We start from the raw sequence: 13,284 nt of genomic DNA on the forward strand, positions 1-13,284 counted from the left end.
CCCGACACGCCAAAGGAGCAAGAGAACACGCGTGTCGGGGGTAAGCGCCGGCGTCAGAGCGCCGGCGCGGGGGAAGCGTTGCCCTGGGCGAGACGCACGGGTTGCACGTCCCAGCCGCCACCCAGGGCCTTGTAGAGGGCGACGATGCCGCGATAGAGCTCGATCTCGCCCTGGGCCTGCTGGTCTTCGGCGGCCAGACGTTCGCGCTGGGCATCGAGCAGCACCAGGAAGTCGGTGCCGCCTTCGCGGTAGCGGATCTCGGCCTGGTCGGCGGCGGCGCGGCTGGCCACCGACTGGCGGATCAGCGCCTGCAGGCGCTCCTGGCGACGGCCGTAGTCGCTGAAGGCGTTGGCGCTCTCTTCCAGGGCGGTCAGCACCTGCTGCTCGTAGTTGGCCAGAGCCTCTTCGGAGCCGGCGCGAGCGCCGCGCAGGCGGGCGCGGACGCTGCCCAGGTCGAAGGCCGGCCAGGTGATGCTCGGGCCGAGTCCCCAGGCCCGGGCGGCGCTGCTGCCGATCTGCGAACCGCGTCCGGCGGTGAAGCCGAGAAAGCCCGAGAGGCTGACCCGCGGGAAGAGATCGGCGGTGGCCACGCCCACGTCGGCGGTGGCGGCGGCCAGTCGGCGTTCGGCGGCGGCCACGTCCGGCCGGCGGCGCAGCAATTCGCCGGGATCGCCGATGGGCAGGCGCTTGGCGATGGCCGGCAGGGCCTTGGGTGAGAGATCCACGCTCAAGGCGTCCGGGCGCTGGCCGAGCAGGGTGGCGATGCGATTGCGCGCGCGGGTGGCCTGGGCCTGGAATTCCGGCAGGCTGGCTTCGGTGGCCGCCAGCCGCGCTTCGCTGCGCTGCACGTCCAGGTCACTGCCCATGCCTTCGTCCCTGAGGGTCACGGTCAGGCGGCGCGCTTCGCGCTGGTTGCCGAGGTTGTCGCGGGCGATGCGTTCACGCAGCTGGGCGCCGCGCAGATCGCCATAGGCGTCCACCAGCTCGGCGATCAGGCTGACCTGCAGCGCGGCGAGATCCGACGCCGCGGCTTCGGCACGGGCATCGCTGGCTTCCAGGGTATGACGCACGCGCCCGAACAGATCCAGCTCCCAGGCCATGTCCAGGCCCAGGTCGTAGCGATCGCTGTTGACCCGTTCCTCGGTGAAACCGGGTTGCTGGGCCTTGCCCAGCTGGCTGCTGGCGCGGCTGGTGACCGTCGGATAGAGGTCGTTGGCGTCGTCGTCGCGCAGGGCGCGGGCGGCGCGCAGCCGGGCGAAGGCAGCGCGCAATTCGCGGTTGCCGTCCAGGCTGCTGGCCACCAGGGCGTTGAGGGTCGGGTCCTCGAACTGGCGCCACCAGAGCGCCTCGAAGCGGCCCTGGTCGTAGGCGCTGGGCTGCTGGCTGGCCTTGAGCTGGGCGGGTGCCTGCTCAGGCGCCTGGTAGTGCGGACCGACGGCGCAGGCGGAGACCGCCAGCGCCAGCAGCAGGGGAGCGAAAGCCTTCATGCCTGGGCCTCCTGGGCAACGGCGGAGCGGGCCTGGCGACGCTCCACGAAGGCGCGTACCAGCACATAGAAGAGCGGCGTGAGCAGCAGGCCGAAGAAGGTCACCCCGAGCATCCCGGAAAACACCGCGACGCCCATGGCGTGGCGCATCTCGGCGCCGGCACCGGTGGAGGTCACCAGGGGCACCACTCCCATGATGAAGGCGAAACTGGTCATCAGGATGGGCCGCAGGCGCAGGCGGCAGGCCTCCAGCACCGCGGCGACGCGATCCTTGCCGGTGGCCTGCTGGTCCTTGGCGAATTCGACGATGAGGATGGCGTTCTTGCACGCCAGGCCCACCAGCACGATCAGGCCGATCTGGGTGAAGATGTTGTTGTCGCTGCCGGCCAGGATCACCCCGGTGATGGCCGAGAGCAGGGTCATGGGCACGATCAGGATCACCGCCAGCGGCAGACTCCAGCTCTCGTACTGGGCGGCCAGCACCAGGAAGGCCAGGAGCACGCAGAGCGGGAACACCAGCAGGGCGGTATTGCCGGAGAGGATCTGCTGGTAGGTCAGCTCGGTCCATTCGAAGGTCATGCCGTTGGGCAGCTCCTGCTTGAGCAGCCCCTCGATGGCCGCCTGGGCCTGGCCGGAGCTGTAGCCGGGCGCCGGCGCGCCGTTGATCTCGGCGGTGAGGAAGCCGTTGTAGTGCATCACCCGGTCGGGACCGGCGGTGTCGCTGACCTTGACGAAGGTGGACAGGGGCACCATCTCGCCGCGGTCGTTGCGCACCTTGAGCTGGCCGATCTGCTCGGGTTCCAGGCGGAAGCGCTGGTCGGCCTGGACGTTGACCTGGAAGGTACGGCCGAAGCGGTTGAAGTCGTTGGCGTAGACCGAGCCCAGGTAGGCCTGCAGGGTGTCGAAGATGGCGTCGATGGGCACCCCGTGGGTCTTGGCCTTCTCGCGGTCGATGTGGGCATCGATCTGCGGCACGTTGACCTGGTAGCTGGTGAACAGCGACTCCGGCGCCAGTTCCGGCAGCTGCCGGGCCTTGGCCAGCACGCTCTGGGTCTGGGCGTAGAGTTCTTCGTAACCCAGGTTGCCGCGGTCCTCCACCTGCAGACGGAAGCCGCCGATGCTGCCCAGTCCCTGCACCGGCGGCGGCGGGAAGATGGCGATGATGGATTCCTGGATGGCGGCGAATTCGCCGTTTAGCTGCGCGGCGATGGCGCCGGCGGACAACGAGGGATCACGACGCTCCTCGAAGGGCTTCAGGGTCACGAAGACGATGCCGCTGTTGGGGCTGTTGGTGAAGCCGTTGATGGACAGACCGGGGAAGGCCACGGTGCTTTCCACGCCGGGGTGCTTGAGGGCGATGGCCGACATGCGGCGGATGACGTCCTCGCTGCGATCCAGGGTGGCGGCATCGGGCAACTGGGCGAAGGCCACCAGGTACTGCTTGTCCTGGGGCGGCACGAAGCCGGTCGGCGTCTTCACCAGGCCCAGGCCGGTCAGGCCGAGCAGCACCACATAGAGCACCAGCACGATGGAGCCGCCGCGCAGCACCCGGCGCACGGCGCCGACGTAGCCGTGGCTGGCTTTCTCGAAGAAGCGATTGAAGGGGGCGAACAGCCAGCCGCCGAACAGCCGGTCGAGCAGTCGCGAGAAACGGTCCTTGGGCGCGTCGTGGCCCTTGAGCAGCACCGCGGCCAGGGCCGGCGACAGGGTCAGGGAATTGAAGGCCGAGATCACCGTGGAGATGGCGATGGTCAGGGCGAACTGGCGATAGAACTGCCCGGTGAGACCGGAGATGAAGGCCGTGGGAACGAACACCGCGCACAGTACCAGGGCGGTGGCGATGATGGGCCCGGTCACCTCGCCCATGGCGCGCCGGGTGGCCGCCACCGGGTCGAGGCCCAGACCGATGTTGCGCTCGACGTTTTCCACCACCACGATGGCGTCGTCCACCACGATGCCGATGGCCAGCACCAGGCCGAACAGCGACAGCGCATTGAGCGAGAAGCCGAAGGCGTGCATCACCGCGAAGGTGCCGATCAGCGACACCGGTACCGCCGCCAGGGGAATGATGGAGGCGCGCCAGGTCTGCAGGAACAGGATCACCACCAGCACCACCAGGATGATGGCTTCGAACAGGGTGTGCACCACGGCTTCGATGGAGCCGCGCACGAAGATGGTCGGGTCGTAGACGATCTCGTAGTCCATGCCCTGGGGGAAGCTCTGCTTGAGCTCGGCCATCTTGGCGCGCACCTGGTTGGACAGGTCGATGGCGTTGCTGCCGGGGCGCTGGAAGATCGGGATGGCCACCGCCGGCTGGTTGTTCAGCAGGGATCTCAGGGCGTACTGGTTGGAACCCAGTTCGATGCGGGCGATGTCGCGCAGGCGGGTGATCTGGCCGTCGCTGCCGGCGCGCACGATGATGTTGGCGAATTCTTCCTCGTCCACCAGGCGGCCCTGGGTGTTGATGGCCAGCTGGAAGCTGGTGCTGCCCGGGGCCGGCGGCGCGCCCAGGGCGCCGGCGGCGACCTGGCGATTCTGCTCGCGGATGGCGGTGACCACGTCGCTGGCGGTCAGGCCGCGCGAGGCCACCTTGTCCGGATCGAGCCAGACGCGCAGGGAATAGTCGCCCATGCCGAACAGTTGGACATCGCCCACGCCGTCCAGTCGCGCCAGCTCGTCCTTGACGTTGATCAGGGCGTAGTTGGACAGATAGAGCATGTCGTAGCGCTGGTCCGGCGAGGTGAGGTGCACCACCATCGCCAGGTCCGGCGAGGCCTTGTCGGCGGTCACGCCAAGGCGCTGCACCTCTTCCGGCAGCTTGGGCAGGGTGCGGGTGACGCGGTTCTGCACCTGCACCTGGGCGGTATCCAGGTCGGTACCTAGGGCGAAGGTGATGGTCAGCGTCAGCTTGCCGTCGGCGGTGGACTGGGACGACAGGTAGAGCATGTGCTCCACGCCGTTCATGGCCTGCTCCAGGGGCGCGGCGACGGTCTCGCCGATCACCTTGGGGTTGGCGCCGGGGAAGGTGGCGCGCACCACCACGGTGGGCGGCACCACCTCGGGATATTCGCTGATCGGCAGCTGGAACAGCGAGATGGCCCCGCCGATCAGGATGATCAGCGAGAGCACGGCGGCGAAGATCGGCCGGCGGATGAAGAACTGGGAGAAGTTCATCGGGCTTTCCTTGGGCAACAGGCGGCCGTCGCGTTCATCGCGGCCATGGGCCGCTCCTACAGTGGTGTCCGTGCCTGTAGGAGCGGTCCACGACCGCGATACCGCGATGCCTGGACGGGTAGAAGTCTGAAACGGGACGGGGTGGAGCCTGGGGTCTAGCGACTACCCACCTTGAGCGGCTGGGTGGGCGCGGGCAGGCTGGCCAGTACCGCGTCGCGCTGGCGCTTGAGGGCGGCCAGGGTGGTGGCATCGGCCATGGGCACCGACTGGGCGTCGACGGTCATGCCCGGACGCACCCGCTGCAGGCCGTTGACCACGATGCGATCGCCGGCTTCCAGCCCCTTGCGCACGATGCGCAGGCCTTCCAGGCGCGGACCCAGGTCGACGTTGCGATAGGCCGTCTTGCTCTGGCCATCCACCACCAGCACGAATTTCTTGCCCAGGTCGGTGCCCACGGCGGCGTCCTGGATCAGGGTGCCTTCGTAGGTGCCGCTGCCCACCAGCCGCAGCCGGGCATAGAGCCCCGGGGTGAAGCGACCGTCGGCGTTGTCGAACACGGCGCGACCGTGGATGGTGCCGGTGCGCGGATCGAGCTGGTTGTCCATGAAGTCCATGTGGCCTTCATGGGAGAAGTCGTCCTCGTTGGACAGCGCCAGGTAGACCGGGCTGGCCGCGCCGCGCTGACCCTGGCGGGCGAGGGCCTGCTGCTTGAGGAAGACGCGCTCGTCGGCGTCGAAGTAGGCATAGACCTTGTCGGTGGAGACCAGAGTGGTGAGGCGGGTGTCTCCGGCGTTGACCAGGTTGCCGGCGGTGACCTCTGCCCGGCCGACGCGCCCGTCGATGGCGGCGCGGACCTCGGTGAAGCCCAGATTCAGGCGCGCGGCGTCCAGTTGCGCCTGGGCGGCGGCGACGCTGGCCTTGGCTTCCTGGGCGGCGCTGCGGCGGGCCTCGACGATTTCCGCGGAGATGGCGTTGCTGCTGCGCAGGCGTTCGCCGCGGGCGGCTTCGTCGGCGGTGCGGCTGGCGTTGGCGCGGGCCTGTTGCAGCTCGGCTTCGAGGCGCTTGGCCTCGGCCTGGAAGGGTCGCGGATCGATCTGCAGCAGGAGGTCGCCGCGCTTGACCCGGGCACCCTCGTGGAAGAGCACGCGGTCGACATAGCCGGAGACGCGGGGACGCACCACCACGGACTCGGGCGCTTCCAGGCGGCCGGTCACCTCGTCCCATTCCACCACCGGCTGGCGCAGCACCTCGGCGGCGCTCACCTTGGGCGCGGGCGGCGCGGCGCTGGCCTGGGGATGGGAATCGCCGCAGGCGGCAAGGAATAGAGTTGAGGTCAGGGCCAGGGGGCCGAGGGTTTTCGCGAAGAGATCCATGTTCGAGTCCGCCCGAGGTGGAAAGAGGTCAGGGAGGCGAGTCTGCCGCCGGGCAGGGACGGCGACGAATCGAAGGGCTCGAAGTTATTTATCAATGGCGATGATGGTTTTGCTGTAGGTATCGCTGGCGGTGATGGCGCTTACTGGAAGGGGCCGCCGTTGAGCCGTTTTGCCGGATAGACGCCTGGCTCTGTGTTTCAAAGGCTGTCCGGATCGCCAATGAACATCTGGATGCGCGACCTCAGCCAGCGCTCGCCGGGGTCGTGGTCCTGGGCGCCGCTCCAGGCCATGGGCAATTCATGGCTGCCGTCGCGCAGTTCTTCCGGCGGGTCCTCGTACCTGAGGCCACCGGTGCTGGCCAGCAGGCGCGCGGTGTAGTCCGGCACCATCACCAGCAGATCGGTTTCCGCCAGCAGCGAACCCAGGCCGTTGAACTGGGGTACCGCCAGCACCACCCGGCGCTGGCGGCCGAGCTTGTCGAGGAGTTCGTCGATATAGCCGGTGAGATCGCCGGCATAGGACACCAGGGCGTGAGGCCGCGCGCAGTATTCGTCCAGGGTCAGGCGCCCGGGCTTGCTGTCGGCGCGCAGCACCTTGAAGCCGAAGCGGCGCACCGGCCGGCGCTTGGCGTTGGCCGGCAGCTCCTCGGTATAGCCCACCGCCACGGTGATCTCGCCGGAAGCCAGCATGCCGGCGGCGGTCAGGTAGTTCATCCGGCGCACCACCAGGGTGGTGCCCGGCGCCTCGATGCGGATGCGCCTGAGCAGCGGCGGCAGCAGGGCGAATTCGACGTCGTCGGAGAGGCCGACGCGAAACACCCGGTCGGCGCTGGCCGGCTCGAAACTCTGGGTGCGGCTCACCGCGCTGGAGATCTGGTCCAGTGCCGGCGACAGCAGGGCGGCGATCTCCTGGGCCCGCGGCGTGGGTTCCATGCTGCGCCCAGTGCGGACGAACAGCGGATCGTCGAACAGGGTACGCAGCCGTGCCAGGGCCGCGCTGATCGCCGGCTGGCCGAGAAACAGCTTTTCCGCGGCACGGGTGACGCTGCGCTCGAGCATCAGGGTCTCGAACACGATGAGCAGGTTGAGGTCGACGCGGCGCAGATCGGTACGGTTCATTCAGGCCCCGATAGGGAGTGGATCGATACCCCCGATGTCCATTATCGATGGGGATGCATAGAATCCTAAGGCAAGGCTGGTTAGAGTCCTAGCCATAAGCAGTCCGCCTCGGCAACGGTCCCGGGGTTGGCATCAACGCGAGGTAATGCCATGTCCCGCCTGATCCAGTTCACCGAATTCGGCCCGCCGGAGGTGCTCGCCTGCATCGACCGGCCCACGCCCGTGGCGGGTCCAGGCGAGGTGCTGGTGCGGGTCCAGGCCATCGGCGTGAGCTGGTACGACGTGCTCTGGCGACAGAATCTGGCCCCCGAGCAGGCCGTGCCGCCGGCCGGTCTCGGCTGCGAGCTGGCCGGGGTGGTCACCGCCCTGGGCGAAGGTGTCGCCGACCTGGCGGTGGGCGATCGCGTGGCCAGCTTCCTGGGTCACGACATCAATCGCTATCCGGCCTATGGCGATGACCTGGTCTATCCGGCCACCTCCCTGGTGCGCTACCCGGACGTGCTCACCCCGGTGGAAGCCGCGGTGCACTACAACCCGCTGCTCACCGTCTATACCGCGCTGATGCACCAGGCCCGGCTGCAACCGGGCGAATGGGTGCTGATCACCGATGCCAGTCGCTGCTGCGGTCCGGCTTCCATCCAGCTGGCCAAGGCCCTGGGTGCCCGGGTCATCGCCAGCACCCATGACGCCGGCGACCGTGACTACCTGCGGGAACTGGGCGCGGAAAGGGTCATCGCCGCCGAGGAAGAGGATCTGGTCAGCCGCATCGCCAGCATCACCGACGGTGTTGGCGTGCACGTGGCCTTGGATGCCCTGGGCGGTCCGCAACTGGCGCTGCTCGGCGAGGCCATGGCGCCCCGCGGCCGGCTGTTGCTCTACGGCCTCAATGGGGGCAACCAGACCCCGCTGCCGGCCTGCGCGGCCTTCAAGAAGAAATTCAAGCTCTACATCCACTGCGTGCAGGACTTCACCGGCCAGCCGGAGATGGGGCTGGAGGCGGATTGCGCCGCGGTGCGCGAGGCCCTGCAGCACATCGACCAGCTGACCCGCGATCGCCTGCTCAAGGCGCAGATCAAGCAGGTCTTTCCCTTCGAGCAGTTCGTCGAGGCCCACCGCTGCATGGAGCAGTGCCCCACCCGGGGTCGGGTCGTGCTCAGCGTCGACTGATCCGCCAGATAATGAAAAAACCCACGCCAAGGCGTGGGTTTTTTCATGGTAGGTCGTCCGAGCCGGGCGCCTAGGCGGTGGCTTTCTTCTGCAGCGGCGGCGTGGCGCGATTGACCCGGGTCTTGGCGCCAAAGAAGGCCACGCTGAGGAAGTGCAGCGGACTGATCCGCTCCAGCACCAGCTTGAGCGCCACCGGCAGGAACAGGCCCATGACCATGCTGACGGTAAAGACCACCCAGACGTCGTGCACCTGCAGCTTGTTCAACACGATGCGCGCACCGGCGGTGCCGAAGACATGGAACAGGTAGATCTCGAAGGAGAAGTAGCCCAGCCAGGCCAGCGGCTTGAAATAGAAGCGGCGAGCGATCAGCAGGCTGATGGCGGCCAGGCCCAGGGCGGTACCGACCACGGCCATGTCGGCCTCGTCGAGATCCACCAGCTCGAACAGGTAGGCCTGGTCGATGACCACCAGGATCGCCAGAGCCACGGCCATGGTCGCGACATTGCGACGGGTGATGAGCTGCGCGCCGAAGCGGTAGAGACCCAAGCCGAGGAGGAAGAAGGGGAACAGCTGCACGGCCTTGTAGAGGCTGAACAGGTCCGGGAAGCTCTCCCAGGCGAAGGACGCCGCCAGGGCCACGGCGAATACCAGGCCGAAGTTGCGCAAGGTCAGCAGAAGGCCGGCTTTCTCCAGCAGAGCGATCACCACGAAGATGCAGAAGATCGACTGCAGGAACCAGAAGTGCGCGTAGCTGAAGAAGTAGATGCTGAAGATGTCGGTCAGCTGCGGCTTGTAGTTGGTGTTGGGCACGGCCATCTGCAGGGCGAAGAACAGCGTCGACACCACCAGCAGGGGAATCCCGATGCGTTTGAATTTGCCTTGATAGAAGCGCGAAAGGTCGCTACCGGTATTCACCGGGCGCAGGGCATAGACGTAGCCGGAAATGGCGGTGAACAGCGGCATCCGGATGTAGACGAGAGAGTCGTAGAGATAGCGCAGCACGGAGTCGTCGGGCACCTTCATGCCCAGGGTCGACGAACTGCCGATGACGTGGCCCGCTACCATCAGAAACAGCGCCAGTCCGCGAATCGTCTCGATGCGCAGATCCTTTTCAGGCGTGGTCTTGGTCATGCTGAGTCCTCTGTACTAGCTAAGCGAGACAGCGTTTCCACAGGAGTGGGAAAGGATGTCGGCGCATCAGATCATCTGAGCCCGGTGAGCTTAGGCTAGTTCGTTAGCTTCCTTGCGTTGAGGACGGGAAAAGTCCGGCTTTTCTTGCGCTGCATCACTTTTCTACGAAGGGATTCCTAGAAGTGTGAACTTGCAACGGCTGCGAACGGCGTTGATTAAGGTGGCATTGTGCCAGGCTTAAGGCGTTCTTAAGCCAATTCACGGTAGGGCGGAAGCGGCCGGTCAGGCCGCCCTGGAAAGCACCTAGACGAACGCCTTGCCGTCCAGAATCGCCTTGCGCCAGCGGGTGATGCGCACCTCGCCCGGCAGCCCGGCGCTGGTGAAGGGATCCCGGGCGATGAAGGCTTCGGCTTCGGCGCGGGTTTCCACATCGACGATGTAGAGGCTGCCGCTGGCGGTCTCGCCGTCGTCGCTGAGCTTGGCGCCGCAGGCCAGCAGCGCGGCGGCGTTCTCGCGCAGGAAGTCCAGGTGGGCCGGGCGATGCTGCTGGCGCAGGGCCAGGCTGTCCGGCTTGTCGAAGGTCTCGATCAGAAAAGGCATGGCAGGCTCCGATAGGGTCGGCGACCCCGGTGGTCGCCGCTGGCGCAGGGTGGCGCGATCCTGGGGCCAGCGTCAATCGGACCTTGGCCGGCCCTGGCTACCTGGCCGGGCATAGCCTTAGCAGAGAAACGTATTAAACATTCGGGTCTAGATAGGCCAGGCTGACCTTTCCAAATGGAATATAAGGAAGGTCGCCATGTTTCGCTCCTCTCTTCGACGCTGGCTGGCGCGGGGCGCCGTTCTGCTGCTGGCGCTCGGGATGCTCGCCCCGGTCCAGGCCGCCGACCAGGCGCTGCGCATCGGCTATCAGAAAGGCGGCGGTCTGCTGGCCGTGCTCAAGGCCCAGGGTACCCTGGAGCAGGCCCTGGGCGCCCAGGGCTACCAGGTGAGCTGGCGCGAATTCCAGGCCGGGCCGCAACTGCTGGAGGCGCTCAACGCCGGCAGCATCGACGTCGGCTACACCGGCTCGCCACCGCCGATCTTCGCCCAGGCGGCCGGGATCGACCTGGTCTACCTGGGCGCCGAACCGGCCAGCGAGGCGGTGGAGGCCATCCTGGTGCCGACCGCCTCGCCGATCCGCGACGTCGCCGGCCTCAGGGGCAGGAAGGTCGCGGTGCAGAAGGGCTCCAGCGCCAATTTCCTGCTGGTCGCCGCCCTGGAAAAGGCCGGGTTGAGCTTCAAGGACATCCAGCCGGTGTATCTGCCGCCCGCGGACGCCCGCGCCGCCTTCGTCAATGGATCGGTGGACGCCTGGGTGGTCTGGGACCCCTATCTTGCGGCCATCCAGCAGAGCCAGCCGGTACGCGTGCTGGCCGACTACAAAGGGCTGCTGCATGCCAACAGCTTCTATGAAGGGTCGCGCCGCTTCGCCGACGCCCATCCCGAGGCGATCCGCCTGTTGCTGGCGGAACTGGCCAGGGCCGGCGCCTGGGCCAATGCCCACAAGCCGGAGGTGACGCGCATCCTGGCCGAGCAGATCGGACTGCCGGAAGCGGTCATCGCCACCTGGCAGGCGCGTACCGGTTATGGCGCGACGGCGCTGACGCCGGCGATCATCGCCACCCAGCAGCAGACCGCCGACATCTTCAAGGCCCAGGGGCTGATTCCCCGGGCGGTGGACGTCAGCCAGGCGGTCTGGCAGGCGCCGCGCTAGCGCGCCTAGGCGCGGCGGGGCAGCAGGTAACCCAACAGGAACATCCCGGCGGCAGCCACCACCACCGAGGGCCCGGCCGGGGTGTCCTGGTACCAGGACAGGGTCAATCCCAGGCACACCGCGGCCATGCCCAGCAGACTGGCGCCACAGGCCATCTGCTCCGGGCTGCGGGCGTGGCGCTGGGCGGTGGCGGCGGGAATGATCAGCAGCGAGGTGATCAGCAGCACCCCGACGATCTTCATGGCCACGGCGATGACGATGGCCACCAGCAGCATCAGCGCCAGGCGGATCCAGGTCACCGGCAGGCCTTCGACCTGGGCCAGCTCCTCGTGCACGGTGATGGCCAGCAGTGGGCGCCACAGCCAGACCAGTGCCGCCAGCACCAGGGCGCTGCCGCCGAGGATCCAGCGCAGGTCGCCGGGACCCACCGCCAGCAGATCGCCGAACAGGTAGCTCATCAGGTCGATGCGCACCTCGTGCATGAACGACAGCGCCACCAGCCCCAGCGACAGGGTGCTGTGGGCGAGGATGCCGAGCAGGGTGTCGGCGGCCAGCCCCCGACGGCGCTGCAGCACCACCAGCACCACGGCCAGGGCCAGGCAGCCGACGGTGACGGTCAGGGTCGGACTGACATCCAGCAGAAAGCCCACGGCGACCCCGAGCAGGGCGGCATGGGACAGGGTGTCGCCGAAATAGGCCATGCGCCGCCAGACCACGAAGGAGCCGAGGGGGCCGGCGACGAGGGCGAGGGCGAGACCGGCGAGCAGGGCATACAGCAGAAAATCAGCCATGCTTGCAGTGGGCTCCATGGACATGCGGGGTCTTGACCACGCTGCCGTGCAGGTCGTGGGCGTGATCGTGGTGGTGGTGATAGACGGCCAGGTTGCGCGCGCTCTGGCCGAACAGTGCCTGATAGGCCGGATCGCCGCTGACCTGTTCGGGATGGCCCGAGCAGCAGATGTGCCGATTCAGGCAGATCACCTGATCGGTGGCGCCCATCACCAGGTGCAGGTCGTGGGACACCATCAGCACGCCGCAGCCATGGCGTTCGCGCAACTGGCCGATCAGCCGGTACAGCTCGCTCTGGCCGTTGATGTCGACGCCCTGCACGGGTTCGTCGAGCACCAGCAGCTCGGGCTGGCGGAGCAGGGCGCGGGCCAGCAGCACCCGCTGCAGCTCGCCGCCGGAAATGCTCTGCAGGGGACTGTCGATGACGCCTTCGGCGCCCACTTCGCCCAGGGCGGCCAGGGCACTGGCGCGATTCACGCCCGGTACCAGGCGCAGGAAACGCAGCACCGACAGCGGCAGGGTGGCATCCACCTGCAGCTTCTGCGGCATGTAGCCGATGCGCAGCCGCGAGCGACGCCAGACGCTGCCGCGATCGGGCGTGAGCAGGCCGAGCACGCTGCGCACCAGGGTGGTCTTGCCGGCGCCATTGGGGCCGATGAGGGTGACGATGCGGCCGGGATCCAGGGTCAGGCTGACCTGCTCGAGCACCGGCTGCCCGGCAAAGGTCACGCCGACGTCCTGCAGCCGGATCAGCGCCTCGCTCATGCCTGCTTCCGGCAGGCGGCGCACTGACCGACCACTTCCACGGTCTGGCCTTCGACCTGGAAGCCCACGGCGCTGGCGCCGTCGAGGATGGCCTGGTGCACGGCCGGCTGTTCCAGCTCGATGCTTACCTGGCAGCTGCGGCAGATCAGGAACTGGCCCTGGTGGGCCTCGCCGGGATGGTTGCAGCCGACGAAGGCGTTGAGCGAGGCAATGCGGTGCACCAGGCCGTTCTCGACCAGGAAATCCAGCGCCCGGTAGACGGTGGGCGGCGCGGCGCGGCGGCCGTCCTGCTCGCTGAGCACGGCCAGGATGTCGTAGGCGCCGAGCGGCTTGTGGCTTTGCCAGACCAGCTCCAGCACCCGCTTGCGCAGCTCGGTGAGGCGCACGCCGGCGCGGCTGCAGAGGGCGTCGGCCTCGGCCAGCGCGTGGGCGACGCAGCGCGAATGATCGTGGGGCCGAAAGGCCAGGGGGGCGTCGGTCATGAAACAGTACCTTGAAAGCTAGGACGTTATTATATTGCACCTCTC

At 67.7% G+C, this 13,284-nt stretch carries 11 protein-coding genes; 2 read left to right on the top strand and 9 right to left on the bottom strand.

From position 1 onward, the window contains the following. Window positions 1-53 precede the first annotated feature (53 nt). The 4 genes from CFE50_RS07560 to CFE50_RS07575 all read right to left on the bottom strand — a co-directional run bounded on the left by CFE50_RS07560 (window position 54) and on the right by CFE50_RS07575 (window position 7,151). On the bottom strand, window positions 54-1,487 hold the full coding sequence (locus CFE50_RS07560; protein WP_286732347.1) for an efflux transporter outer membrane subunit: 1,434 nt from the start codon (window positions 1,485-1,487) through the stop codon (window positions 54-56). Continuing rightward, window positions 1,484-4,660 carry an efflux RND transporter permease subunit gene (locus CFE50_RS07565; RefSeq protein ID WP_286732348.1) on the bottom strand — a complete coding sequence of 1,059 codons (3,177 nt, stop codon included), beginning with the start codon at window positions 4,658-4,660 and terminating at the stop codon, window positions 1,484-1,486. Before CFE50_RS07565 ends, CFE50_RS07560 begins: the two co-directional genes overlap by 4 nt. 155 nt (window positions 4,661-4,815) lie before the next feature. After that, complete coding sequence (locus CFE50_RS07570; protein WP_286732349.1) at window positions 4,816-6,033, bottom strand: efflux RND transporter periplasmic adaptor subunit; 1,218 nt, start codon at window positions 6,031-6,033, stop codon at window positions 4,816-4,818. A gap of 197 nt (window positions 6,034-6,230) precedes the next feature. Continuing rightward, window positions 6,231-7,151: a LysR family transcriptional regulator gene (locus tag CFE50_RS07575; RefSeq protein ID WP_027597405.1), complete on the bottom strand. Its 921-nt coding sequence runs from the start codon at window positions 7,149-7,151 to the stop codon at window positions 6,231-6,233. Window positions 7,152-7,301: 150 nt separating this feature from the next. Here CFE50_RS07575 and CFE50_RS07580 point away from each other — a divergent pair, with 150 nt between their 5' ends. Continuing rightward, on the top strand, window positions 7,302-8,318 hold the full coding sequence (locus CFE50_RS07580) for a zinc-dependent alcohol dehydrogenase family protein (RefSeq protein ID WP_115946333.1): 1,017 nt from the start codon (window positions 7,302-7,304) through the stop codon (window positions 8,316-8,318). 70 nt (window positions 8,319-8,388) lie between these two features. Here the strand turns inward: CFE50_RS07580 and CFE50_RS07585 are convergent, their stop codons facing one another. Beyond that, complete coding sequence (locus CFE50_RS07585) at window positions 8,389-9,450, bottom strand: acyltransferase family protein (RefSeq protein ID WP_241808745.1); 1,062 nt, start codon at window positions 9,448-9,450, stop codon at window positions 8,389-8,391. 303 nt (window positions 9,451-9,753) lie between these two features. Next, window positions 9,754-10,050: a YciI family protein gene (locus tag CFE50_RS07590; protein WP_241808746.1), complete on the bottom strand. Its 297-nt coding sequence runs from the start codon at window positions 10,048-10,050 to the stop codon at window positions 9,754-9,756. Between the two features lie 196 nt (window positions 10,051-10,246). On the opposite strand from CFE50_RS07590, the gene CFE50_RS07595 reads away from it, so the two are divergent. After that, the gene (locus tag CFE50_RS07595; protein ID WP_286732352.1) at window positions 10,247-11,203 is read left to right on the top strand and encodes an aliphatic sulfonate ABC transporter substrate-binding protein; all 957 of its coding nucleotides are present in this window, start codon (window positions 10,247-10,249) and stop codon (window positions 11,201-11,203) included. 5 nt (window positions 11,204-11,208) lie between these two features. On the opposite strand, the gene znuB is transcribed toward CFE50_RS07595, so the two are convergent. Genes znuB through CFE50_RS07610 form a run of 3 tightly spaced genes read right to left on the bottom strand, consistent with a single transcriptional unit; the run spans window position 11,209 to window position 13,239 of the window. Continuing rightward, window positions 11,209-11,994 carry a zinc ABC transporter permease subunit ZnuB gene (gene znuB / locus CFE50_RS07600; RefSeq protein WP_241808748.1) on the bottom strand — a complete coding sequence of 262 codons (786 nt, stop codon included), beginning with the start codon at window positions 11,992-11,994 and terminating at the stop codon, window positions 11,209-11,211. Continuing rightward, the gene (znuC, locus tag CFE50_RS07605) at window positions 11,987-12,757 is read right to left on the bottom strand and encodes a zinc ABC transporter ATP-binding protein ZnuC (protein ID WP_241808749.1); all 771 of its coding nucleotides are present in this window, start codon (window positions 12,755-12,757) and stop codon (window positions 11,987-11,989) included. The genes znuB and znuC overlap by 8 nt, the downstream gene beginning before the upstream one ends. Beyond that, the gene (locus CFE50_RS07610; protein WP_027597410.1) at window positions 12,754-13,239 is read right to left on the bottom strand and encodes a Fur family transcriptional regulator; all 486 of its coding nucleotides are present in this window, start codon (window positions 13,237-13,239) and stop codon (window positions 12,754-12,756) included. Before CFE50_RS07610 ends, znuC begins: the two co-directional genes overlap by 4 nt. Window positions 13,240-13,284: the final 45 nt, after the last annotated feature.

This window comes from Pseudomonas sp. PGPPP4 (genome assembly GCF_002256045.1).
Classification (GTDB): Bacteria; Pseudomonadota; Gammaproteobacteria; order Pseudomonadales; family Pseudomonadaceae; genus Chryseomonas; species Chryseomonas oryzihabitans.